Below are 24,066 nucleotides of genomic sequence, written 5' to 3'. Positions count from 1 at the left end.
GCCTCAGGGCAGGCGCCAGTCCACGGGCGTGCCGCCCTGGGCCACCAGGAGCTCGTCGACGCGCGAGAACGGGCGCGAGCCCAGGAAGCCGCGGTACGCGGACAGGGGGCTGGGGTGCGCGGACTCGACGGTCGGCACGGCGCCCAGCGCGGGCTTGAGGGACTGCGCGTCGCGGCCCCACAGGATCGCGACCAGCGGGCCGCCGCGCTCCACCAGCGCGGCGATCGCGCGGTCCGTCACCGCCTCCCAGCCCTTGCCCCGGTGCGACGCCGGCGCCCCGGGACGCACCGTGAGCACCCGGTTGAGCAGCATCACGCCCTGGTCCGCCCACGGCGTGAGGTCGCCGCACGTCGGGCGCTCGACGCCCAGGTCCGTGACGAGCTCGGTGAAGATGTTCTCGAGCGAGCGCGGCAGCGGCCGCACGTCGGGCTGGACGGAGAAGGACAGTCCCATCGGGTGCCCGGGCGTCGGGTAGGGGTCCTGCCCGACGACGAGCACGCGCACGTCGGCCATCGGCCGCGCGAACGCCCGCAGGATCGCGTCGGGCGCGGGCAGGTACTCGCGGCCCGCCGCGACCTCCTCGCGCAGGAACCGGCCGGCCGCGTGCACGTGGTCGGCCACGGGGTCGAGCGCCCGGGCCCAGTCGGGGGCCATCACCGAGTCCAGCGGCGCCGTGGAGGTGATCACGTCCGGGACCCTACTGCGCGCCGGTACGGCCGGCACGGGACATCGCCCTACCCGCTCGCGCACGCTCCTCGGCCGTCCGCCGACCACCCGCCGAGGCGAATGACACGGGTGTGGTTCCGGGCCTACGATGGCCGCCATGACCGCCGCGACCTTCCCGACGCCGCTGGGTCCGTCGACCGCGCCGGACGCCACGCCGGCAGCCGCGACGGCGGGCGAGGGGCTGACCGAGCGGGACGCCGCGATCCTCGCGTTCGAGCGGCAGTGGTGGAAGTACGCCGGCGCCAAGGAGCAGGCGATCCGCGAGCTGTTCGACCTCTCGGCCACGCGGTACTACCAGGTGCTCAACGCCCTGATCGACGACCCGGCGGCCCTGGCGCACGACCCGATGCTGGTCAAGCGGCTGCGCCGCATGCGCTCGTCGCGCCAGCGCGCCCGCACCGCGCGTCGCCTCGGCGTCGACGGCTGACCCCTCCGGCTGACACGGCCGCCTGACACGGCCGCCTGACACGGCCGCCTGACACGCCCGTCGGCCCGCGTGGCGGGAGCACCCTGCCAGGCCGGATAGCCTTCGTCCCGTGAGCAAGGCCGACTACCCGTACCCGGACGACGAGTTCGACGCCCCACCCGACCCCACGGCCCCCCGTGGGGTGCACCGGGCACCGCGCTCGGCGTGGAGCCGGTGGTGGCCGTTCGTGGCGGTCCTGGTCATCGCGCCGCTGCTCGCCTACGCGATCGTCACGTTCGCGTCGCGTGACCAGAGCACGGACGACGGCTCGGCCGCGGCACCGACGACGACGAGCGCGCCCACCTCGGCCGCGACCGGCGGGGCGAGCGAGGAGCCGTCCGACGAGGCCAGCGAGCCTGCCGACGAGACGTCCGAGCCGGCCGACGAGGAGACGACGCCGACCGCCGAGGCGGACCTGTCGACGCCCGTGACCGTCTACAACGGCGCGGGGATCCAGGGCCTCGCGGGCGCGGGCGCCGGCCAGCTCACCGAGGCCGGGTTCACGAGCGTGACGGCCGACAACTTCTCCGGCACCGCCCCGGCCACCTCGACCGTCTACTACGCGACCGAGGACCAGGCGGGGACCGCCGAGCTCGTCGCCTCGACGCTGGGGCTCACGACCGTGACCCTCGACGCCGCGCAGGCCGGCTCCGGCATCGTCGTCGTCCTCACCGAGGCCCTTCCTTCCTGACCCTCCGGCCTCCCCTCCCGACCCTCGGTCCCACTAGGCTCGGCGCACCGCGCAGCGGCGCGGCACCGGAAGCGGGACCCGGCAGAGGGAGCGCACGCATGGCCCAGGGCACGGTCAAGTGGTTCAACGCGGAGAAGGGCTACGGCTTCATCACGCCGGACGCCGGCGGGGCGGACCTGTTCGTCCACTTCAGCGCGATCCAGGTGGACGGGTACCGCACCCTCGAAGAGGGTCAGGCGGTCGAGTTCGAGCTCGGTCAGGGCGCCAAGGGCCCGCAGGCCGAGCAGGTGCGCCCGGCCTGACGCCGGCGGCGCGGACCGCACGGCGGCACCGGACCGCCCGGCGGCACCGGACCGGTCAGCGCTCCAGGGCGTCGAGCGCGAGCAGCACGTTCGCCGAGCTCCAGGACAGCGGGGCGACCGCGGCCGGGCTGCCGTCGGCGAGCACCTTCTCGGGGATCGCCCCCACCGAGGTGCGGTGGGTCGCGATCGTGTCGAGCCACGCGCGCGCGGCCTCGTCGTCGCCGTTCTCCGCCGCGACCCACGCGTAGAGCGAGGTCTGCGGGGTCCACGTGATGCCGTCGTCGCGCCACTCGCCCGCCGGGGCCAGGCCCAGGGGGCGGCGCATCTCGACCGCGGAGGCGAGCCACGCGTCGTGCGCACCCGGCGCCGGGGTCCCCCAGAACGGGGCGAGGACGAACGCCGTCGCCGCGTCGCGGCTGCCGCCCTCGGCGTACCGCGCGAAGCCCCCGGGCGCGAACGCCGCGACCGTGGCCGTCCGCGCGGCGTCCGCTGCCTGCCGCGCGGTCGCCGCGCGCTCGTCGTCGCCCGCGGCGGCGAGGACGTCCGCCGCCTGCTCGAGCCCCGCCACCAGCGGCGCGGCGGTGCCGAGCGTGAGCCGGTGCTCGCTCCGCTCCCAGTAGTCGGGCGACGCGGGCGGGAGCCCGTCCGAGCCGAGCAGCGCGACCGTGCCGTCCAGCGCCCGTGCCACCAGCGGTGCGAGCTCCAGCGCGACCGTGCGCCGCAGGAGGCGCGTGCCGGCGTCGGCCGCGGGCAGCTCGGCGAGCACCTCGCCCGCCGCCCACATGGCCCAGCCCCTGCCGTCGGTCTGCCGCGCGCGGTCGTCGGGCGGCCCGGAGCCGTCCGGCAGGTAGCGCGCCTCGAAGCCGCCGTCGCTCTCCTGGGCCCGCGCGAGGAAGCCCAGGACCGCCACCGCGTCGTCGACGTGCCCGGTGCGGGCGAGCGCGACCGCGGCGAACGCGGCGTCGCGCGGCCAGACGTAGCGCCAGTACGGGGACCAGCCGGCGACGGCGGCGCCCCCGGGCAGGACGAGCGTGCGCAGGTCGAGCAGCGCGGTCCGGGCGAGGTCCGCGTACGGGCCGTCGCCGCCGGGCACGGTGCCCGAGCCGAGCCAGGCGCGCTGCTCGGCGGCGAGCGCCCGGGCCGCGGCGAGCCCGGGCGCGGTCTCGCGGCCGTCGAGCACCGCGGCGAAGTTGCCGGCGCGCGGGTCGAGGACGCGCGTGCCCGGCAGGAACGTCGCCGGCTCGCCCACGGGGATCTCGACCACGGACCCGTCGGGCGCGATGCCGACTCCCGCCTGGTCCAGCTCGACCGTCGCGTACCGGGCCGGTGCGCCCTCCGGCGCCGCGGCGCGCGCGTCCGCGAGCGACGCCCCGGCCGGGAACGTGACGGGGAGCGCGGCGGCGACGAGCGCGCCCGTCGCGACGGCGGCGCACAGGGCCGCCCGGCGCACCCGCCGGGCGGTGCGGGCGTCGTCACCGGGCACGGGGGAACAGTACCGGGCGCGCGCCTTGCACTCTGGGGGGTCGAGTGCTAACCATTGACTTAGCACTCTCCGGTGGAGAGTGACAGAACCACCCAGGCCGTCCGGGTGAGACGGCGGGCCAGCGGGACAAGACCGCGCGGCTCGTCGTCGTCCGTCGCGGGCGCTCGTCGGCCGAACCCAACCCAACGAAGGATCGCTCGCCACATGGCCAAGATCATTGCCTTCAACGAGGAGGCCCGTCGCGGCATCGAGCGTGGACTGAACGTCCTCGCCGACACCGTGAAGGTCACGCTCGGCCCCAAGGGTCGCAACGTCGTGCTGGACAAGAAGTGGGGCGCGCCCACGATCACCAACGACGGCGTGTCCATCGCCAAGGAGATCGACCTCGACGACCCGTACGAGAAGATCGGCGCGGAGCTCGTCAAGGAGGTCGCCAAGAAGACGGACGACGTCGCGGGCGACGGCACCACCACCGCCACCGTGCTCGCCCAGGCGCTCGTGCGCGAGGGCCTGCGCAACGTCGCGGCCGGCGCCAACCCGATCGCCCTGAAGAAGGGCATCGAGAAGGCCGTCGACGCCGTCACCGCCCAGCTCCTGGCTCAGGCCAAGGAGGTCGAGACCAAGGAGGAGATCGCCGCCACGGCCGCCATCTCCGCCGGCGACACCGCCATCGGCGAGCTCATCGCCGAGGCGCTCGACAAGGTCGGCAAGGAAGGCGTCATCACGGTCGAGGAGTCCAGCGCGCTGGGCCTCGAGCTCGAGCTGACCGAGGGCATGCGCTTCGACAAGGGCTTCCTGTCGGCGTACTTCGTCACCGACCCGGAGCGCCAGGAGGCCGTCCTGGAGGACGCGTACGTCCTGCTCGTCGAGTCGAAGATCTCGAACGTCAAGGACCTGCTGCCGCTGCTGGAGAAGGTCATCCAGTCCGGCAAGCCGCTCTTCATCGTCGCCGAGGACATCGAGGGCGAGGCCCTGGCCACGCTCGTCGTGAACAAGCTCAAGGGCGTCTTCCGCTCGATCGCCGTCAAGGCGCCGGGCTTCGGCGACCGCCGCAAGGCGATGCTGCAGGACATGGCCATCCTCACCGGTGGCCAGGTCGTCTCGGAGACCGTCGGCCTCAAGCTCGACACCGTGGGCCTCGAGGTCCTCGGCCAGGCGCGCAAGGTCGTCGTCACCAAGGACGAGACCACGATCGTCGAGGGCGCCGGCGAGGCGTCGCAGATCGCCGGTCGCGTGGCGCAGATCCGTGCCGAGATCGAGAACTCGGACTCGGACTACGACCGCGAGAAGCTGCAGGAGCGCCTCGCCAAGCTCGCCGGCGGCGTGGCCGTCATCAAGGCGGGCGCGGCCACCGAGGTCGAGCTCAAGGAGCGCAAGCACCGCATCGAGGACGCCGTGCGCAACGCGAAGGCGGCCGTCGAGGAGGGCATCGTCGCCGGTGGTGGTGTGGCGCTCATCCAGGCCGGCAAGTCGGCGTTCGAGGGTCTCGAGCTCACGGGCGACGAGGCGACCGGTGCGCAGATCGTCAAGCTCGCGATCGAGGCCCCGCTCAAGCAGATCGCGGTCAACGCCGGTCTCGAGGGCGGCGTCGTGGCGGAGAAGGTCCGCAACCTGCCGACCGGTCACGGCCTGAACGCCGCGACCAACGAGTACGAGGACCTGCTGGCCGCGGGCGTCAACGACCCGGTCAAGGTCACGCGCTCCGCGCTGCAGAACGCCGCGTCCATCGCGGCGCTGTTCCTCACCACCGAGGCCGTCGTGGCCGACAAGCCGGAGAAGGCCCCCGCGGTCCCCGCCGGCGGTGGCGAGGACTTCGGCGGCGGCTTCTGAGCCACCCCCGCGCGGCCTGACGGCCGCTGAGGACCCGAACGGGCCGGTCACCTCGGTGACCGGCCCGTTCGCCGTCCCCACCCGCCGACCACATCGCCGAGGTCGTCGGTGCGGTGCGAGAGCGCGGCCCAGCCCCGCGCTCTCGCCCCCGGTCGACGAGCTCGACGGATCGGCGGCGCGGGTGTCTCCCGGCTGTCCACAGGGCGTCTCCCGTGGGGCGGGTGCAGGCGGCATGCTGCGGTCATGTCGCGCAGACCAGGGGCACCCGTGCCGCAGCCGGTCGAGCGGCTGCCGCTGGTGCACCGCGCGGCCGACACGACGAGCGCGTTGGCCCGGTCGAAAGTGCGGGCCGGAGTCTGGGAGCGCGCCGGGCACGGCGCCTACCTGCCGGTCGAGGGCGGTGACCCGTTCGCGGTGGCGCGGCGTCGGGCACTGGCGGCGGTCGCCGCGGTCGCGCACGGGTCACGGGCGCCGGTGGTGTTCTCGCACGGGACTGCCGCGCTGCTGTGGGGCCTGACGCTCTGGCGCCTGCCGGAGCGCGTGCACCTGCTGCACCCGAGCCGGGCCGGCGGCGACCGGGACCGGGGGATCGCGCGTCACACGAGCGCGATCGACGGCGCCGAGATCGCGGAGGTCGCGGGAGTCCGGGTGACGTCCCTGGCGCGGACCGTGCTGGACTGCGTCGCTGTGCTGCCGCCGCTCGACGGCCTGGTCGTCACCGACAGCGCGCTCGCCGCCGGGCTGGCGCCGTCCGCTCTCGCGGAGCGGGTCCTCGCGGCGGCCGGGGCCCGGCACATCGCCAAGGTCCGGGCAGTGACGGCGCTCGGCGACGACGGGTCGGAGTCGGCGTACGAGTCGGCGAGCAGGTTCGTCGTGCTGCGGGCGGGTCTGCCTCGTCCGGACACCCAGGTGCGGACGCTGACGCACCTGGGCGAGGTCTGGACCGACTGGGGCTGGCCGACGTTCGGCGTGCTCGCGGAGTACGACGGCCGCGACAAGTACGACGACCGCCGGGCCTTCATGGCGGAGAAGCGACGGCACGACGCGATCGTCGAGGCCGGGCGGCGCGTGGTCCGGGTGGTGCGGGAGGACGTCGACGACGACCGCCTTCTCCTGGCCCGTCTGGGCCGCGTGCTCCCGCGCGCGGTCGTCGCCGCGGCTCGCCCGGTCCCGGCCCTCGGCGCCTGACCTCGGACCGGCGGTACCCGCAGCCGGCAGCGCCGCGAGCTCGTCACCGCGGCGCGAGAGCGCGGGTGCGTCGCGCGTTCTCGCACCAGGGTGACGAGCTCAAGCGCCGGGTCGGGGAGCTCAGCCGCCGTAGGCCGGGATGTCCGCCAGCGGGGTGCGGAGCGCCTCGGGCTCCGGGAACGGCGGGGGCTCGACGCCGGTGCTCGTCTGGTCGAGCCGGATCGGCTCGGGCAGCACCGCGTACGGCCCGGTCTGCTCGTCGGACCCGCTCATCCCGTCCTCCCCGCGCCGCCCTGCGTGACGAGCCCACCCTAGGCCGGATGCTCCGCCCGCGGACAGTGCACCCGAGCGCGTTGCTCCGGTGCGAGAACGCGGGTGTGACGCGCGCTCTCGCACCGGATTGACGACCTCGGCGGGGAGGGCGAGGGGTGGGGGCGTTACTGGCGGTAGCCGGAGAGGAAGTTGCCCAGGCGTTCGACCGCCTCCGCCAGGACCCGGGCCTCGGGGAGGGTGACGATGCGGAGGTGGTCCGGGTCGGGCCAGTTGAAGCCCGTGCCCTGCACCAGCAGGATGTGCTCGCTGACCAGGAGGTCGTAGACCAGGCGGGCGTCGTCGTGGATCTCGTGGACCTCGGGGTCCAGGCGCGGGAAGAGGTACAGGGCGCCGTCGGGGCGCACGCACGTCACGCCCGGGATCGACGTGAGGCCGCGCCAGGCGATGTCCCGCTGCTCGTGCAGCCGGCCGCCGGGGGCGATCAGCGCCTCGATCGACTGCACCCCGCCGAGCGCGGCCTGCAGCGCGTGCTGGGCCGGCACGTTGGCGCACAGCCGGGTCGACGCGAGCAGCTGGATGCCCTCCAGGAAGCCCTTCGCGTGGTCGCGCGGACCGGTGATGACCATCCAGCCGGAGCGGTAGCCGGCCACGCGGTACGTCTTGGACAGCCCGTTGAACGTGAGGCACAGCAGGTCGGGGGCGACGGTGGCCATCGGGGTGTGGGTCGCACCGTCGAACAGGATCCGGTCGTAGATCTCGTCGGACAGGACCAGCAGGCTGTGGCGCCGGGCGATGTCCGCCAGGCCCTCGAGCACGGCCCGCGGGTACACGGCACCGGTCGGGTTGTTGGGGTTGATGACGACGAGCGCCTTGGTGCGCGGCGTGATCAGGGACTCGAGGTGCTCGAGGTCGGGCGCCCAGCCGGCGGACTCGTCGCACCGGTAGTGCACGGGCCTGCCGTCCGACAGCGAGGTCATCGCGGTCCACAGCGGGTAGTCGGGCGAGGGGATCAGCACCTCGTCGCCCTCGTCGAGCAGCGCCTGCATGGTCATGGTGATCAGCTCGGAGACGCCGTTGCCCAGGTAGACGTCCTCGACGTCGAGCTCGGGGAAGCCGGGCTCGGTCTCGTAGCGCGTCACCACGGCGCGGCGCGCGGACAGGATGCCCTGCGACTCCGAGTAGCCGTGCGCGGTGGGGATGGCGGCGATCACGTCCCGCACGATCTGGTGCGGCGCCTCGAACCCGAACGCCGCGGGGTTGCCCGTGTTGAGCTTGAGCACGGCGTGCCCCTCGGCCTCGAGCCGTGCCGCCTCGGTCAGCGTCGCGCCCCGGATCTCGTACAGGACGTGCTGGAGCTTGGCGGACTGGTCGAGCGTGCGCCGGGACGTGGACGACATGGTGGCAGCGTATCGAGCACGACGAGCAGGTACGGCGGACGGCCGTCGCGGGGGGCACGACGTGCAGCGTGACCGGATCGGGACCACCTGGAAACACGGAGTTCACGCACCGGGGCGGCTGTCCGAAACACCCGGTCCCTAGCGTCCTGCGACATGGGCACAGGGATGTATACACCTCGGGACACAGCGCGGTGCCTCGTCGTACCTGGGCCTCCGTCCGGTTCCCCCCGTGAGCTCGACCCCGAGCTCCGCCCCACCGAAAGGGTTCCCAGGTGACCAGAACGACCCGAACCACGCGCGCGCTCTCCCTCACCGCAGGGGCGCTCGTCGCCTCGCTCGCGCTCGCCGCGTGCGGCGCCAAGACCGACGACACCGCGGCCGACCCGACGGGCGGCGCCGAGTCCTGCGTCGACACCAGCGGCGACTCGGTCAAGATCGGCTTCCTCAACTCGCTGTCCGGCACCATGGCGATCTCGGAGCAGACCGTCCGGGACGCGCTGGACATGGCGGCCGAGGAGATCAACGCCGCCGGCGGCGTGATGGGCAAGCAGCTCGAGGTGGTGGCGGAGGACGGCGCGTCCGAGCCGACCGTCTTCGCGGAGAAGGCCGAGAAGCTCATCAAGTCCGACTGCGTCGCGGCCGTCTTCGGCGGCTGGACCTCGTCGTCCCGCAAGGCGATGCTCCCGGTGTTCGAGGACAACGACGCGCTGCTGTTCTACCCGGTCCAGTACGAGGGCCTCGAGGCGTCGCCGAACATCTTCTACACGGGCGCGACGACGAACCAGCAGATCATCCCCGCGATGGACTACCTCAAGGAGCAGGGCGTCACCAAGGTGTTCCTGGTGGGCTCCGACTACGTGTTCCCGCGCACCGCGAACAAGGAGATCGTCGCCTACTCGAAGGCCAACGGCATCGAGATCGTCGGCGAGGAGTACGCGCCGCTGGGCCACACGGACTTCTCGACGATCGTCACCAAGCTCAAGCAGTCCGGCGCCGAGGCGGTGTTCAACACGCTCAACGGCGACTCCAACGTCGCGTTCTTCAAGGAGTACAAGAACGTCGGCCTCGCCGCGGACACGACGCCGGTCGTCTCGGTGTCCATCGCCGAGGAGGAGGTCGGCGGCATCGGCGTCGACAACGTCGTCGGGCAGCTCACGGCCTGGAACTACTACCAGACGGTCGAGAGCCCCGAGAACGAGAAGTTCGTCGCGGCGTTCAAGGCCAAGTACGGCGAGGAGCGCGTGACGTCCGACCCGATGGAGGCGGCCTACACCTCGCTCTACCTGTGGAAGGGCATGGTCGAGAAGGCCGAGTCGTTCGCGGTCGGGGACATCCAGGACAACGCCGACGGCGTCACCTTCGACGCCCCGGAGGGCACCGTCACGGTCAACGGCGAGAACCACCACATCGCCAAGACCGCCCTGATCGGCAAGATCGCCGAGGACGGCCTGATCTACACCGCGTGGTCGTCCGACGGCGCGATCGAGCCGGACCCGTTCCTCGAGGGCTACGACTGGGCCGAGGGCCTGTCCTGACCCACCCCTGACGGCGGTGGCCCGGCGCGACTCTCCGACGCCGGGCCGCCGCCCCACCCGCTGCTCGCGGGGGAGCGCGCCCGCAGGGGCGCAGGAAGGACGGGGTGCATGGAAACCCTGGTCTCTCAGCTGTTCGCCGGGCTCAGCCTGGGGTCGGTGCTGCTGCTGGCGGCCCTCGGCCTCGCGCTGACGTTCGGCCAGATGGGCGTCATCAACATGGCGCACGGCGAGTTCATGATGGCCGGCGCCTACACCGCGTACGTGGTGCAGCAGGTGATCGCGGACGCGGGCGTCTCGCTCCTGGTCTCGCTCGTGGTCGGGTTCCTGGTCGGCGGGCTCCTGGGCCTGCTGCTCGAGGTCCTGCTGATCTCCCGCATGTACCACCGCCCGCTGGACACCCTGCTGGTGACGTTCGGTGTCGCGCTGGTGCTGCAGCAGGCGGCGCGCGACGTCTTCGGCGCCCCGAACGTGGACGTCCGCGCGCCGGCCTGGCTCTCGGGCGCGGTGCAGGTCCTCGGCGTGGGGGTGCCCAGGACGCGTCTGTTCATCCTCGCGATGGCGACGCTCGCCGTCGTCGCCCTGGCCCTGGCGCTGAAGCTCACGCCGCTCGGCCGGCGGATCCGCGCCACGGTCGTGAACCGCGACCTCGCCGAGACTGCGGGCATCTCGACGCGCGCCACCGACCGTCTGACGTTCTTCCTCGGGTCCGGCGTCGCCGGGGTCGCGGGCGTCGCGCTGACGTTGCTCGGGTCCATCGGGCCGACGCTCGGGACCAACTACATCGTCGACGCGTTCCTCGTCGTGGTCGTCGGCGGCATCGGCCAGCTCAAGGGAGCGGTGATCGCCGCGGCGGCCCTGGGCCTGCTGCAGGCGGGCATCGAGTACTCCACCACGGCGAGCATCGCGAAGGTGCTGGTGTTCGTCATCATCGTGGCCTTCCTCCAGGTCCGGCCGCAGGGGCTGGTCTCGGTCCGGACCAGGAGCCTGGCATGAGCGCGCTGTGGCGCCACGAGCGCGCCCGCCTGCTCGTCGGGGTCGGCATCGCCGGGCTGCTGCTGTTCGGCCTCGCCCCCGCTGTCCTGTCCGACTTCCGGCTCAACCTGCTCGCGAAGTTCTGCTGCCTGGCGATGGTCGCGGTCGGGATCGGCCTGGCCTGGGGCCGCGGCGGGATGCTGACGCTCGGCCAGGGCGTGTTCTTCGGCCTGGGCGGCTACCTGATGGCGATGCACCTCAAGCTCGCCGACGCGGGCCCGGGCGGCGTCCCGGACTTCATGCTGCTCTACGGCGACGGCACGGTGCCGGGCTGGTGGGAGCCGTTCCGCAGCCCGGTCGTCACGGTCCTGGCGATCCTGCTGCTGCCGGCCGGCCTCGCGGCGGCCCTGGGCTGGGCGGTCTTCACGCGGCGCGTGCGCGGCGCGTACTTCGCGATCCTCTCGCAGGCGCTCGCGGCCGCGTTCGTCATCCTCCTCATCGGCCAGCAGAAGGTCACGGGCGGGACCAACGGGCTCAACGGGTTCCGGTCCTTCTTCGGGTACGACCTGTCCGACCCCGTGAACAAGCGGATGCTCTACTTCGTCGCGGCGGGCGTGCTGCTGGCGATGGTGCTCGTCGTCCGGCTGCTCATGCGGTCGCGCTACGGCGAGCTCCTGGTCGCGGTCCGCGACCAGGAGAACCGCGTGCGGTTCCTGGGCTACGACCCCGCACGGACCAAGGTGGTCGCCTACGCGGTGGCCGCGGGCTTCGCGGCGATCGGCGGGGCGCTGTTCGCGCCGATCGTCGGGATCATCTCGCCCGCCGACGTCGGGGTGGTGCCGTCGATCTCCTTCCTGGTCGGCGTCGCGATCGGCGGCCGCGCCACGCTGCTCGGCCCGGTGATCGGCTCGATCGCGGTGTCCTGGGCGGAGACGAGCCTGTCCGAGCGGTTCCCGTCGTTCTGGACCTACTTCCTGGGCGCGCTGTTCGTCGTCGTGGTCGCCTTCCTGCCGGACGGGTTCGCGACGCTGGGGCGCCTGCGGTGGCGCGGGCGCCGGTCCGACGAGCCCGCCGGGGAGCCCGCTGCCGCCGACGAACCCGCACCCGAGCCCGCGACCTCCGGGAGGACGGCATGACGCAGCACGACGAGACGGGCGTGACGCCCGAGCTCCAGCTCGACCCCCAGGCCCTCGAGTCCGTCATCGCGGCGCCCGGGTCCCGGTTCCGGCACGACTACCTCGAGGTGCGGGGCCTGCGGGTCGTGTTCGACGGGTTCGTCGCAGTGGACGGGGTCGACCTGACGGTCACGCAGGGGGACCTGCGGTTCCTGATCGGTCCCAACGGCGCCGGCAAGACGACGATCGTGGACGCGATCACCGGGCTCACGCGGTGCACGGGCTCGGTGCAGTTCGGCGGCACCGAGCTGGTGGGCCGGCCCTCGCACACGATCGTGCGGGCCGGGGTGGGCCGCACGTTCCAGACGGCGAGCGTGTTCGACGAGCTCACGGTGGTGCAGAACCTCGACATCGCCGCGGGCTCGGGCCGGGGGCCGCTCACGATGCTGCGGCGCCGCTCGGGCCTGCCCGACGAGGTTGCGGCGGCGCTCGAGACGATCGGCCTGACCGCGCTCGCCGATGCCCCCGCCGGGGTCCTGGCGCACGGGCAGAAGCAGTGGCTCGAGATCGGGATGCTGCTGGTCCAGGACGCCCGCCTGCTGCTGCTCGACGAGCCCGTCGCCGGCATGAGCCAGGCCGAGCGCGAGCAGACGGGCCAGCTGCTCCAGCGCATCGGCGAGCAGCGCACGGTCGTCGTCGTGGAGCACGACATGGAGTTCCTGCGCAGCTTCGCGACCTCCGTCACGGTGCTGCACCAGGGGCGGGTGCTGTCGGAGGGGACGGTGGCCGAGGTGCAGGCGGACCCGAAGGTCGTCGAGGTGTACCTGGGCCGGGGCGCGGGTGCCCGCGGCCACGCGGCCGGCACGACGGAGGTGCAGTGATGCTGGAGCTGACCGGGGTGCACGTGGGGTACGGCCGCACTGCCGTGGTGCACGGCGTGGACGTGCGGGTCGACACCGAGAGCGTGACGGCGGTGATGGGTCACAACGGCGCGGGCAAGACGACGCTGCTGCGCGCCGCCGTGGGCCTGCTGCCGGTGCGCAGCGGGACGGTCCGGCTCGACGGCACGGACGTGACGCGCTGGCGGCCGCACCAGCGCGTGCGAGCGGGCCTGGCGTACGTGCCGCAGGGCCAGCAGTCCTTCGGCACGCTCACCGCGCGCGAGAACCTGCAGCTGGTGGCCGACGGGGCCGGCGCGGCCGGACGGCGGCGGGTCGACGAGTCGCTGGACCTGTTCCCGGCGCTGCGCGAGCTGCTGGGCCGCCGGGCCGGGCTGCTGTCCGGCGGTCAGCGGCAGCAGCTGGCCATCGCCCGTGCGCTCGTCACCGGGCCGAAGGTGCTGATCCTCGACGAGCCGACCGAGGGCATCCAGCCGAACGTGGTCCAGGAGATCGAGGACGCGATCACCAGCCTGACGACGAGCGGCGGGCTCGCGGTCCTGCTCGTCGAGCAGCACGTGGGGTTCGCCCTCGCCGCCGCCCAGCGCTACTACGTGCTGGAGTCCGGGCGGGTCACGAGCGAGGGCACCGGCGGGGTCGAGCAGGAGGGTGACGTCCGTGCGGCCATGGCGTTGTGAGACGGGTGCGGGGGGACGGGAGGACTACGCTCCATGGTCATGAGCACGGGTCCGCTGCCGGCGGCCGACGCCACGGATCCCGCGACGCCGACCGACGGGCTCTCGCTGCGCGAGGTGGTCTACCAGCGGCTGCGCGACGACATCCTCAACGGCCGCGTGAGCCCCCGGGAGCGGCTCACCGAGCCCAAGCTCGGCAAGGCGTTCGAGGTCTCTCGCACGCCGGTGCGCGAGGCCCTGTCCCGGCTGCTGTCCGACGGCCTGGTGGAGCGCACCGACTTCGGCTACGCCGTCGTGGTGCCGAGCCTCGAGGACCTGCGCAACCTCTACGAGCTGCGCATCACGCTCGAGCTGCGCGGCATCCAGCGCGCCATCGAGAACCCGTCCGTGCGGCACGACGAGGCCGCCCTGCGGGCCGAGCTCGAGGTCTGGCAGCGGCTGCGCGACGAGCCGCCCGAGCCCGACGCGAGCTTCGTCCAGGTCGACGAGCGGTTCCACCAGGTCCTGTCCCGCTCGTCGGGCAACGCGCAGCTGACCGACGCCCTGGTGACGGTCAACCAGAAGATCCGGTCGGTGCGGATGCACGACTTCGTGGAGACCTCGCGCATCGACGCGACGATCACCGAGCACCTCGAGATCCTCGACCTCGTGCTGGCCCGGCACCTCCCGGAGGCGCTCACCGCGCTGCACAAGCACGTGGGCGAGTCGCTCGAGGTGGTCATGGAGCGCGCCACCAGCGCCATGACGCGCATGGCCCTCGCCGGCTGACCCCGGTTGACCCCGGCTGACCTCGGCTGACCCCGTCGCCCGTCCGTGCGGGCGGACCCGCGCCCCGCCACCGCTCCGCGCGGCGCGCGGTCGCGCGTAACGCGGCGTTCATCGGGAGCGGTCCGCGGCGAAACATCACGTTCGTACGCTCCGGGATACCTCGTTGTATACAGCCAGACCAGCAGGTCGCAGGGTTCTCGAGGGCAGGCTGCGGCCGGCCCCGGACACGTCGCCAGGGACGCGCGGGAGGGAGGCACGGATGGACCGCACGCTGCTCGTCGCGAACCGCGGCGAGATCGCCCTGCGCGTCCTGCGCACCGCCCGTGCGCGCGGCTGGCGGACCGTCGCGCTGTGCACCGGGCCTGACGCGGCCGCGCCGCACGTGCGGGCGGCCGACGACGTGGTGCACCTGGGTGAGGACCCGCAGGGGTACCTGCGGCCCGAGCTGGTCCTGGCCGCGGCGGCGCGGTCCGGCGCGAGCGCGGTGCACCCCGGCTACGGCTTCCTGTCCGAGGACGCGGCGTTCGCCGCGGACGTCGAGGCCGCGGGCCTCGCGCTCGTCGGACCGACGCCGCAGCAGGTGGCGACGTTCGGCGACAAGTTCCGGGCGCGGCAGGCGGCGCGTGCGGCCGGCGTGCCCGTGCTCGCGGGCTCGGGCCTCGTCACGACGCTCGACGGCGCGCTCGCCGCGGCGGAGACCATCGGCTACCCGGTGATGCTCAAGGCGGTCGCGGGTGGCGGTGGCCTGGGCCTGCGTCGCTGCGCGAGCGCGCAGGACCTGCTCGCGGCGGTCGAGGACGTGCGCCGGACGGCGGTCGAGCGGTTCGGCAACCCCACGATGTACCTGGAGCGTCTGGTCACGCGTGCGCGGCACGTCGAGGTCCAGGCGTTCGGCGACGGTCGCGGCCGCGTCGTGACGCTGGGCGACCGCGACTGCTCGCTGCAGCGGCGGCACCAGAAGGTCCTCGAGGAGGCGCCCGCGCCGGGGCTGCCCGACGACCTGCGGTCCCGCCTCGCGGGCTGGTCGCGCGACGTGCTCGCCTCGGTCGGCTACCGCTCCGCGGGCACGGTGGAGTTCGTGCTGGACCTGGACCGGCCGGGCGAGGCGGCACTGCTCGAGGTCAACGCGCGGCTGCAGGTCGAGCACACCGTGACCGAGGAGGTCACGGGCGTCGATCTGGTGGCGTGGATGCTGCGGCAGGCCGCGGGCGAGGACGTGCTGCGCGGCGTGCCGGACGCGCTCGCGGTGACCGGGCACGCCGTGCAGGCCCGCGTGTACGCGGAGGACCCGCGGCGCGGGGGGCTGCCGAGCACCGGGACCCTGACGCACGTCACGCTGCCGCCGGTGCGCGTCGACGGCTGGGCGGAGGCGGGCCAGCAGGTGACCCCGCACTGGGACCCGCTGCTGGCGAAGGTCGTCGTCGCGGGTGCGGACCGCGCGCAGGCGTTCGCGCGGGCCCGCGACGCGCTCGCGGTCACGCGTGTCGAGGGCGTCGCGACGAACCTGCCGCAGCTGCGCGCGGCGGTCTCCGACGAGCGCGTGCTCGCCGGTGCCCTGGACACCGGGCTGCTCGCGGACGTGCGGGACGACGAGCCGTGGGTCGAGGTGCTGCGCGGCGGTGACATGACGACGGTCCAGGACTGGCCGGGCCGGCGCGGGCTGTGGGAGGTGGGCGTCCCGCCCTCGGGTCCGATGGACGACCTGTCCTTCCGGCTGGGCAACCGCGCACTGGGGAACGACGAGGGTGCGGCGGGGCTCGAGTGCACGCTGACCGGCCCGCGGCTGCGCTTCAGCCACGCGGTGACGGTGTGCGTGACGGGCGCCGCGGCACCCGTCAGCGTCGACGGTCGTGCGGTGCCGCAGTGGGAGCCCGTGCCCGTGCGCGCCGGGGGCGTGCTCGACGTGGGGGCGCCGGAGGGCGCCGGGCTCCGGACGTACGTGCTGGTGCGCGGCGGCCTCGACGTCCCCGCGTACCTCGGCTCCGCGGCGACGTTCACGCTCGGCGGGTTCGGCGGCGGGGCGGGTCGCGCGCTCGCGCCCGGCGACGTCCTGGTCCCCGGGCGGGCGCCCGCGGGAGCGCCCGTGCCCGCCGCCGTGCCGACCGAGCAGCGCCCGCGGCTCACGCACCAGTGGCGGCTCGCGGTCCAGGAGGGTCCGCACCCGGCGCCGGACCATCTCACGCGTGAGGACATGACCACCCTGCTCGGCGCCACGTGGCGCGTGCAGGCGCACGCCAACCGGACGGGCATCCGGCTGTCCGGGCCGCGTCCGCGCTGGGCGCGGCCGGACGGCGGCGAGGCCGGCCTGCACCCGTCGAACGTCCACGACACGCCGTACTCGGTCGGCGCCCTCAACCTCAGCGGCGACACCCCGATCCTGCTGGGGCCGGACGGGCCGTCGCTCGGCGGCTTCGCGTGCCCGGTCACCGTGGTCTCCGGGCACCGGTGGAAGCTGGGCCAGATCCGGCCCGGTGACACCGTCCGGCTCGACGCGGTGCCCACGCGGACGGCGGACCGGCTGCGCCGCGAGGACCGGCTGCGCGGCGCCGCGTGCCTGCCGCCCGGGCTGGCGACGGGGACCGACGGCGACGACGGCGTGCTGGCCGTGGTGCCGGGCGACGCGAACGACGCCGTGGGCCGCCCGCGCGTGGTGTACCTGCGCGGCGGCGACGACAACGTGCTCGTCGAGTACGGAGCGCCCGTGCTCGACCTGGGGCTGCGGCTGCGCGCTCACGCCCTCGCCGAGGCGTTGCGGGGCCGGGTCCGGGACGGGCTCGTCGGCGTCGTCGACGTGACGCCGGGCGTGCGCAGCCTGCACGTGCACGTGGACCCGGAGCTGCTGCCCGTGCGCAGCCTCGTCGGGGTGCTGGTCCAGCTCGAGCACGCGCTGCCGCACACCGACGACCTCGTCGTCCCGTCCCGGCGCGTCCACCTGCCGCTGGCCTTCGGCGACCCCGTCGTCGACGAGGCCGTGGGCCGCTACGTCGCGGGTGTCCGGCCGCACGCGCCGTGGCTCCCGTCGAACGCGGAGTTCGTCCGCCGCGTCAACGGGCTCGCGAGCGTCGACGAGGTGCTGGCGACCATGGCCGCCGCGGAGTACCTGGTGCTCGGGCTCGGCGACGTCTACCTGGGCGCGCCGCTGGCGGTCCCGCTCGACCCGCGGCACCGCCTGCTGACCACCAAGTACAACCCGGCGCGGACGTGGACGGCCGAGGGGACGGTCGGGCTCGGCGGCCAGTACCTGTGCGTGTACGGCATGGACTCCCCGGGCGGGTACCAGCTCGTCGGGCGGACGGTGCCGGTGTGGTCCGGGTACGCGCAGCGCGAGCCGTTCGAGCCCGGCGTGCCGTGGCTGCTGCGCTGCTTCGACCGGATCGTCTGGCACCCCGTGACCGCGGACGAGCTCCAGCGGGTCCGCGAGGAGCTCGCCGCCGGCCGGGGAGCGCTGGAGGTCGAGGAGGGCTGGTTCTCCGCGCGGGAGCACCGCGAGGCGCTGGCGCGTGAGCACGACGAGATCGCGCGGGTGACCGCGCGGCGGGCGGCGACGTTCGCGGCCGAGCGGGCCGCCTGGGCGGAGGCCGGCGAGCTCGACGCACCCGACGAGCACGCCGCGACCCCGCCGCTGTCGGCGCCGGTCCGCCGGGCCCCCGAGGGCTGCGTGCTGGTCGAGGCGCCGATGGTCGGCTCGGTGTGGCGGGTCGAGGCACGCGTCGGCGAGCGGGTGCGCGCGGGCGACCGGCTGGTGGCGCTCGAGGCCATGAAGCTCGAGCTCGCGGTTCCCGTGCCGGTCGACGGCCGGGTGGTCGAGGTCCTGGTCGAGCCGGGGCAGCAGGTCGCGCCCGGTGAGGCGCTGGCCGTGGTGGCGGTGGGGCTGTGACGGTCCGCCGGTGCGGGAGCGGCGCGGCCGCCGACGACGAGACGAGGGAGGGGCCGTGCACCTGACGCCCGGAGACACCGAGAAGCTGCTGCTGTCCGTCGCGGGCATGGTCGCGCGCGACCGCCTGGCCCGCGGCGTGCGGCTCAACTACCCCGAGACGGTCGCGCTGCTGACCACGTGGGTCATCGAGCGCGCCCGCGAGGGCCGGTCGGTGCCGGACCTCATGGTCGAGGGGCGCTCGGTCCTGGGCCGCGACCAGGTGATGGACGGGGTCGCGGACATGCTCCCGGACGTCCAGGTCGAGGCGACCTTCCCGGACGGGCGCAAGCTCGTCACCATCCACGAGCCGATCGCGTAGGGGGCGGCCATGGCAGGCACGACGACGAGCGGCCCGGGCGCGGTGCGCGTGGCACCCGGCCGGGAGCACGAGACGGTGGTCCTCAACGCGGACCGCGCCGCGCACGAGCGGATCACGCTCGTCGTGACGAACACGGGCGACCGCCCCGTGCAGATCGGCTCCCACCTGCACCTGCCCGACGCCAACAGCGCGCTGGAGCTCGACCGGGTGGCGGCGCACGGCTTCCGGCTGGACCTGCCGTCCGGCACCTCCCGCCGGTTCGAGCCGGGCGCCTCGGCCGTCGTCGCCGCGGTCACGATCCGGGGCGCGCGCCGCGTCCCCGGGATCCAGCGGGGCAAGGCCGACGACGGGGCGCTGGGCCCGGTCACGGGTCCGTCGGCCCCCGGCTCGTCGGACGAGGAGGCCTGACGCGTGGTCGAGATCTCGCGGGCGCGCTACGTCGCGCTGTACGGCCCCACGACGGGCGACCAGGTCCGTCTCGGCGACACGGACCTGTGGATCGAGGTGACGGAGGACCGCACGTTCGGCGGTGACGAGGCGGTGTTCGGCGGCGGCAAGTCCATCCGGGAGTCGATGGCGCAGGGCACGACGACACGCGCGCAGGGCGCCCTCGACACGGTCATCACCAACGCCGTGGTGCTGGACTGGTGGGGCGTGGTCCGGGCCGACGTCGGCATCCGGGACGGCCGGATCGTCGCGCTGGGGCGCGCGGGCAACCCGGACGTGGCCGACGGCGTGCACCCCGACCTGCACATCGGCCCGTCGACGGACGTGATCTCCGGCGAGGGCAGGATCCTGACCGCGGGCGGCATCGACTCGCACGTGCACCTGATCTCGCCGTCGCAGGTGCACGAGGCGCTGGCGACCGGTCTGACGACGATCGTCGGCGGCGGCACGGGTCCGTCCGAGGGCTCCAAGGCGACCACGGTGACGCCGGGCGCCTGGCACCTGGGCACCATCCACCGCGCGCTCGACCCGCTCCCCGTCAACGTGCTGCTGCTCGCCAAGGGCAACACGGTGTCCGACGCGGCGCTCGACGAGCAGGCGCTCGCGGGCGCGGCCGGCTACAAGGTGCACGAGGACTGGGGCTCCACGCCCGCCGCGCTCGACGCGTCGCTGCGCGCGGCCGACCGCTGGGGCCTGCAGGTCGCGCTCCACTCGGACTCGCTGAACGAGGCGGGGTTCGTCGAGTCCACGCTCGCGGCGATCGCGGGCCGCGGGATCCACGCGTTCCACACCGAGGGCGCGGGCGGCGGCCACGCGCCGGACATCCTGACGGTCGCGTCGCACCCGAACGTGGTGCCCGGCTCGACCAACCCGACGCTGCCGCACACGGTCAACACCGTGGCCGAGCACCTCGACATGCTCATGGTCTGCCACCACCTCAACCCGCACGTGCCCGAGGACCTCGCGTTCGCGGAGTCCCGGATCCGCGCGACGACCATCGCCGCCGAGGACGTCCTGCACGACCTCGGGGCGCTGTCGATCACGTCGTCCGACGCGCAGGCCATGGGCCGGATCGGCGAGGTTGTCACGCGGACGTGGCAGGTGGCGCACGTGATGAAGGCCCGACGAGGTGCGCTCGGTGGCGGTGAGCCGGCGGACAACCTGCGCGCCCGCCGCTACGTCGCCAAGTACACGATCAACCCCGCGATCGCGCACGGCATCGACGCCCACGTGGGCTCCGTGGAACCCGGCAAGCTCGCGGACCTGGTGCTGTGGGAGCCCAAGTTCTTCGGCATCCGGCCCTCGGTGGTGCTCAAGGGCGGCGCGCTGGTGTGGGGCGCGCTGGGCGACCCGAACGCGTCGATCCCCTCGCCCCAGCCCGTGCTCCTGCGGCCCGCTTTCGGGGACGCGATCGCACCGGAGCTCTCCGTCACGTTCGTCGCACCCGCCGCGCTCGAGGACGGTCTGGCCGACCGCCTGGGCCTGCGGCGGACGCTCCTGCCCCTGGCCGGCACGCGTGACGTCGGCAAGGCCCAGATGCGGCTCAACGACGCCCTGCCGCGCATCGAGATCGACCCCGAGTCGTTCGCGATCGCCGTGGACGGCGAGTTCGTCGTCCCCGCCCCCGCCGACCGGCTGCCACTCGCGCAGCTGTACTCGATGTTCTGATGACCGGTCACGTCGCCGGTCCGAGCGCCGGCTCGTCGGGCGTCCTGTTCGCGCTCCTCGCGGACGCGCGCCTGCCCACGGGTGCCCACACGCAGTCGGCGGGCCTCGAGCCGGCGCTGCTGGCCGGCATGCCGGTGCGCGACGTGCCGGCGTACGTCGCGGCACGGCTCGCCACGGTGACGCGCACCGAGGCCGCCGTCGCGGTGGTCGCGCGCCACGCGGCGCTGACCGTGCCCGACGAGCGCGTCGCCCTGCTGCGGTCGGTGTGGCGGGCCTGGGCGGCACGCACCCCGAGCCCCGCGCTGCGCGAGACCTCCCAGCGCCTCGGCCGCGGCTACCTGCGACTCGCCCACCGGCTCTGGCCGACCCACCCCGCGGTCCTGGCCCTCGACACCGCGATGCTCCCCCTCGGCCCGCTCCCCACCCGGCCGCGCGGAGGTGGACGCGGTGAACGCCCAGGCGCGGGTGGTGACGAGGGTGCGGGCGTGCGCGGGGGCAGAGGGGAGCGTGGGCAGCCGCCGCGGGCGGTGGTGCTCGGGGTGGTCGCCGCGTGCGTCGGGCTCGACGGGCGCCAGGTCGCGCAGCTCGTCGGGTACGACGACGCGCAGACCATCGCCTCCGCGACCCTGAAGCTCGCGCCGGTCGACCCCGCCGACGCGACCGCCTGGGTCCTGGCCGCCGCGCCGCTGATCGAGGAGATGGCCTCGTCCCTCGCGCGCCTGACCGACCCCGCCGACATCCCGGCCACCGGCGCACCGCTCCTCGAGGAGTGGGCGCAGCAGCACACCCACCGCACAGAGAGGCTCTTCAGTGCCTGAGAACACGCACGACCACCGTCGCCCGCACACCCACGAGGCCGTCGCTCCCGGCCCAGACCGCGAGCTCGGCGGTGAGGGCGCGGGCGCGGCGACGCGATCGCTGCGGCTCGGCGTCGCCGGGCCCGTGGGGACCGGGAAGAGCTCGCTCATCGCGCTGGTCTGCCGCGAGCTGGGCGCCGAGCTGCAGCTCGGCGTCATCACCAACGACATCTACACCGACGAGGACGCACGGTTCCTGCGGTCGGCGGGGGTCCTGGACCCGGACCGCATCCGCGCCGTCGAGACGGGCGCGTGCCCGCACACGGCCATCCGCGACGACGTCACCGCGAACCTCATGGCCGTGGAGGACCTCGAGCAGGACTTCGCGCCGCTGGACGTGGTGCTGGTCGAGTCCGGCGGGGACAACCTCACCGCCACGTTCTCCCCGGCCCTGGTGGACGCGCAGATCTTCGTCCTCGACGTGGCCGGGGGCGGGGACGTCGCGCGCAAGGGCGGGCCGGGCATCGGCCGGGCGGACCTGCTCGTCGTGAACAAGACGGACCTGTCCCCGTACGTGGGCGTCGACGTGGCGCAGATGGTCGCGGACGCGACCGCCGCGCGCGACGGCCGGCCGGTGCTCGCGCTGTCCCGGCACGACGCGGGGTCGGTCGAGACGCTCAAGGACTGGGTGCGCGTCATGCTCGCCGCCCACCGCGCGGGCGCCCACGTCCCGCAGGACCCCGGCCCGATGGCGCCGCACTTCCACGCCGACGAGGAGAACCCGGCCGGCGGCTACGTGCACAGCCACGCCTGACGGCGCGAGGACGAGCGGGAGGACGACGAGCGTGCGGACGACGGTGGAGGTGGAGCGCGCGGGCGACCGCGTGCGGTGCGTGCTGCGCGCCGGCCACGTGGCGCCGCGCGTCCTCGAGCAGTCCGACGAGGGCGCGGTCGTCGCGCTCGTCGCCACCGGCGCGCTCCTGCTGGGCGGCGACCACGTCCACGTGGACGTCCGGGTGGGCGAGGGCGTCGCGCTCGAGCTCGTCGAGACGTCCGGCACGGTGGCCTACCACGGGCGCGGGCAGGCCTCGTCCTGGACCGCTGCGGTGAGCGTCGGGCGGGGCGCCCGCCTCGTGTGGGACGCGCTGCCGTTCGTCGTCTCCGACGGTGCGGACGTCACGCGCGTCACCTCGCTCGACGTGCACGACGAGGGCGTCGCGCTGCTGCGCGAGACCCTGGTGCTCGGCCGCGACGGTCAGCGCGGCGGGCTGCTGCGCACCCGGACGCACGCGCGGCACGCGGGCGAGGACCTCCTGGTCGAGGAGCTCGACCTGACCGGCGGGCACGCGGCGCCGGGCGTGCTCGGCCCGGCGCGCGTCGTGGACGCCGTGCTGCTGGCCGGCGTCCGGCCGGCGCCCGCGACGGACGGGACCGACCCAGGGGTCGTCGTGCTCGACCTCGCCGGGGCGGGGGCGCTCGCGCGGGCCGTCGGTACCGCGGCCCACCTCGCGGACGTCGGGCCGGTCCTGACCCGCTGGCGCGCTCACGCGGTCGCGGACCGCCGACCGCCCGACCGCACCTCCCCGCACCTCACCGACGACCGACCCGGACCACCGACCCGCACCGACGACAGGAGCGCACCATGCACGTCCCCGACCACGTGATCGACCCCGGCACCAGCATCGCGACGGCGGTGGTCGCCGGCGCCGTCCTGACCCAGGCCGTCCGGCACGCGCGTGCCGAGGCGACCCGCGAGCGGCTGGTCCTGGCCGCGGCGACCTCCGGGTTCGTGTTCGCGGCACAGATGGTCAACTACCCGGTGGCCTCCGGGACGAGCGGGCACCTGATCGGCGCGGCGCTCGCCGCCGCGCTCGTCGGGCCGTGGCTCGGGTTCCTGGCCGTGACGGCCGTGCTCGCGGTGCAGGCGGTGCTGTTCGCCGACGGGGGGATCACCGCGCTCGGCGTGAACGTGCTGCTCATGGCCGGGGTGGGGACGCTCGTCGGCTGGGGCGGGGCGCGGCTCGTCGAGCGGCTCGCCCACCGGGTGCCGCCCGGGGCCCGCGCCGCGCTCGCCGCCGCGGGCGGCGCGCTGCTGTCCGTCCCGGCCGCCGCGCTCGCGTTCGTGGTGCTGTACGCGATCGGTGGCACCGCCGGAGTCGGGATCGGGGAGCTCGCCGGGGCCATGGTGCCCGTGCACGGCGTGATCGGGCTCGGCGAAGCGCTGGTCACCGGTGCCGTGGTCGCGCTGGTCGCCGCCCTCGCGCCCGGGCTCGCCGTGCTCGACCGGCGGGAGGCCGGCGGCGCCGCCGCACGCAGCGGGACGCTCGCGCTCGGCGTCGCGGCGGTCGTGACCGCCGGGGGCCTGTCCGCGCTCGCGGTCGGGACGCCGGACGGGCTCGAGTGGGCCGCGCAGCGCGTGGGGTTCGACCACACGTTCGGCGCCGCGCTGCTCGAGACGCCGTTCGCGGACTACGGCCAGGTCGCGTCGATCCCGGGCGGGGTCGCGGGGCTCGTCGGCGTCGCGGCGGTGGTCGCGCTGGTCGGCGTCCTGGCGCTCACGTCACGCCGCCCGTCGCCGACCGCGGCCTGACGCGCGGGGG

Annotated in this window: 23 protein-coding genes; 19 read left to right on the top strand and 4 right to left on the bottom strand. The window is 74.7% G+C overall.

From position 1 onward, the window contains the following. Positions 1 to 3 precede the first annotated feature (3 nt). A complete protein-coding gene (locus KIN34_RS02375; protein ID WP_307858249.1) occupies positions 4 to 684 on the bottom strand; it encodes a uracil-DNA glycosylase in 681 nt (226 codons plus the stop codon). A gap of 130 nt (positions 685 to 814) precedes the next feature. Here KIN34_RS02375 and napA point away from each other — a divergent pair, with 130 nt between their 5' ends. The 3 genes from napA (at position 815) to KIN34_RS02360 (ending at position 2,185) form a co-directional block, all read left to right on the top strand. Beyond that, complete coding sequence (gene napA, locus KIN34_RS02370; protein ID WP_372449514.1) at positions 815 to 1,153, top strand: nucleoid-associated protein NapA; 339 nt, start codon at positions 815 to 817, stop codon at positions 1,151 to 1,153. A 109-nt stretch (positions 1,154 to 1,262) separates the two neighbouring features. Continuing rightward, positions 1,263 to 1,883 (top strand): LytR C-terminal domain-containing protein, encoded by a 621-nt coding sequence (locus KIN34_RS17255; RefSeq protein WP_214346147.1) that lies wholly within the window; start codon positions 1,263 to 1,265, stop codon positions 1,881 to 1,883. 98 nt (positions 1,884 to 1,981) lie between these two features. Next, complete coding sequence (locus KIN34_RS02360) at positions 1,982 to 2,185, top strand: cold-shock protein (protein ID WP_214346146.1); 204 nt, start codon at positions 1,982 to 1,984, stop codon at positions 2,183 to 2,185. A 55-nt stretch (positions 2,186 to 2,240) separates the two neighbouring features. Here KIN34_RS02360 and KIN34_RS02355 read toward each other — a convergent pair whose 3' ends face one another. Next, complete coding sequence (locus tag KIN34_RS02355) at positions 2,241 to 3,668, bottom strand: glycoside hydrolase family 15 (RefSeq protein ID WP_214346144.1); 1,428 nt, start codon at positions 3,666 to 3,668, stop codon at positions 2,241 to 2,243. A gap of 204 nt (positions 3,669 to 3,872) precedes the next feature. Between KIN34_RS02355 and groL the strand changes: the two genes are divergently transcribed. Together groL and KIN34_RS02345 are read left to right on the top strand one after the other, a co-directional pair. Then, positions 3,873 to 5,498, top strand: a complete 1,626-nt coding sequence (groL, locus tag KIN34_RS02350) for a chaperonin GroEL (RefSeq protein WP_214346143.1) — start codon at positions 3,873 to 3,875, stop codon at positions 5,496 to 5,498. Positions 5,499 to 5,741: 243 nt separating this feature from the next. Next, the gene (locus KIN34_RS02345) at positions 5,742 to 6,686 is read left to right on the top strand and encodes a hypothetical protein (RefSeq protein ID WP_214346141.1); all 945 of its coding nucleotides are present in this window, start codon (positions 5,742 to 5,744) and stop codon (positions 6,684 to 6,686) included. A 120-nt stretch (positions 6,687 to 6,806) separates the two neighbouring features. On the opposite strand, the gene KIN34_RS02340 is transcribed toward KIN34_RS02345, so the two are convergent. Both KIN34_RS02340 and KIN34_RS02335 read right to left on the bottom strand, forming a co-directional pair. Further along, entirely contained in the window at positions 6,807 to 6,959 is a 153-nt protein-coding gene (locus KIN34_RS02340; protein ID WP_214346139.1) for a hypothetical protein, read from the bottom strand. Positions 6,960 to 7,123: 164 nt separating this feature from the next. Then, positions 7,124 to 8,356, bottom strand: coding sequence for a pyridoxal phosphate-dependent aminotransferase (locus KIN34_RS02335; protein ID WP_214346137.1), 1,233 nt, complete (start codon positions 8,354 to 8,356; stop codon positions 7,124 to 7,126). Between the two features lie 272 nt (positions 8,357 to 8,628). Between KIN34_RS02335 and urtA the strand changes: the two genes are divergently transcribed. The 14 genes from urtA (at position 8,629) to KIN34_RS17020 (ending at position 24,056) form a co-directional block, all read left to right on the top strand. Continuing rightward, a complete protein-coding gene (gene urtA / locus KIN34_RS02330; protein ID WP_214346135.1) occupies positions 8,629 to 9,891 on the top strand; it encodes an urea ABC transporter substrate-binding protein in 1,263 nt (420 codons plus the stop codon). A 108-nt stretch (positions 9,892 to 9,999) separates the two neighbouring features. Next, the gene (urtB, locus tag KIN34_RS02325) at positions 10,000 to 10,884 is read left to right on the top strand and encodes an urea ABC transporter permease subunit UrtB (protein ID WP_214346133.1); all 885 of its coding nucleotides are present in this window, start codon (positions 10,000 to 10,002) and stop codon (positions 10,882 to 10,884) included. Beyond that, positions 10,881 to 11,999, top strand: a complete 1,119-nt coding sequence (gene urtC, locus KIN34_RS02320; RefSeq protein WP_214346131.1) for an urea ABC transporter permease subunit UrtC — start codon at positions 10,881 to 10,883, stop codon at positions 11,997 to 11,999. The genes urtB and urtC overlap by 4 nt, the downstream gene beginning before the upstream one ends. Further along, the gene (gene urtD / locus KIN34_RS02315; RefSeq protein ID WP_214346130.1) at positions 11,996 to 12,859 is read left to right on the top strand and encodes an urea ABC transporter ATP-binding protein UrtD; all 864 of its coding nucleotides are present in this window, start codon (positions 11,996 to 11,998) and stop codon (positions 12,857 to 12,859) included. Before urtC ends, urtD begins: the two co-directional genes overlap by 4 nt. After that, complete coding sequence (urtE, locus tag KIN34_RS02310) at positions 12,859 to 13,554, top strand: urea ABC transporter ATP-binding subunit UrtE (protein WP_214346129.1); 696 nt, start codon at positions 12,859 to 12,861, stop codon at positions 13,552 to 13,554. The genes urtD and urtE overlap by 1 nt, the downstream gene beginning before the upstream one ends. A gap of 39 nt (positions 13,555 to 13,593) precedes the next feature. Then, entirely contained in the window at positions 13,594 to 14,319 is a 726-nt protein-coding gene (locus KIN34_RS02305) for a GntR family transcriptional regulator (protein ID WP_237689025.1), read from the top strand. Between the two features lie 259 nt (positions 14,320 to 14,578). Next, entirely contained in the window at positions 14,579 to 18,196 is a 3,618-nt protein-coding gene (uca, locus tag KIN34_RS02300) for an urea carboxylase (RefSeq protein ID WP_214346127.1), read from the top strand. 55 nt (positions 18,197 to 18,251) lie between these two features. After that, positions 18,252 to 18,554, top strand: coding sequence for an urease subunit gamma (locus KIN34_RS02295; RefSeq protein ID WP_214346125.1), 303 nt, complete (start codon positions 18,252 to 18,254; stop codon positions 18,552 to 18,554). Positions 18,555 to 18,563: 9 nt separating this feature from the next. Continuing rightward, positions 18,564 to 18,962: an urease subunit beta gene (locus KIN34_RS16605; RefSeq protein WP_237689024.1), complete on the top strand. Its 399-nt coding sequence runs from the start codon at positions 18,564 to 18,566 to the stop codon at positions 18,960 to 18,962. A 3-nt stretch (positions 18,963 to 18,965) separates the two neighbouring features. Continuing rightward, entirely contained in the window at positions 18,966 to 20,669 is a 1,704-nt protein-coding gene (locus KIN34_RS02290; RefSeq protein ID WP_307858048.1) for an urease subunit alpha, read from the top strand. Further along, positions 20,669 to 21,487, top strand: a complete 819-nt coding sequence (locus tag KIN34_RS02285; protein WP_214346124.1) for an urease accessory protein UreF — start codon at positions 20,669 to 20,671, stop codon at positions 21,485 to 21,487. Before KIN34_RS02290 ends, KIN34_RS02285 begins: the two co-directional genes overlap by 1 nt. Then, the gene (gene ureG, locus KIN34_RS02280) at positions 21,480 to 22,280 is read left to right on the top strand and encodes an urease accessory protein UreG (RefSeq protein ID WP_214346123.1); all 801 of its coding nucleotides are present in this window, start codon (positions 21,480 to 21,482) and stop codon (positions 22,278 to 22,280) included. Before KIN34_RS02285 ends, ureG begins: the two co-directional genes overlap by 8 nt. A gap of 31 nt (positions 22,281 to 22,311) precedes the next feature. Next, positions 22,312 to 23,130 carry an urease accessory protein UreD gene (locus KIN34_RS02275; RefSeq protein ID WP_214346122.1) on the top strand — a complete coding sequence of 273 codons (819 nt, stop codon included), beginning with the start codon at positions 22,312 to 22,314 and terminating at the stop codon, positions 23,128 to 23,130. Then, complete coding sequence (locus KIN34_RS17020) at positions 23,109 to 24,056, top strand: energy-coupling factor ABC transporter permease (protein ID WP_214346121.1); 948 nt, start codon at positions 23,109 to 23,111, stop codon at positions 24,054 to 24,056. The genes KIN34_RS02275 and KIN34_RS17020 overlap by 22 nt, the downstream gene beginning before the upstream one ends. Positions 24,057 to 24,066 lie beyond the last annotated feature (10 nt).

The organism is Cellulomonas fulva, assembly GCF_018531375.1.
In the GTDB taxonomy this organism is placed as follows: domain Bacteria; phylum Actinomycetota; class Actinomycetes; order Actinomycetales; family Cellulomonadaceae; genus Cellulomonas; species Cellulomonas fulva.
This window is presented reverse-complemented; position numbering and strand designations above follow the sequence as displayed.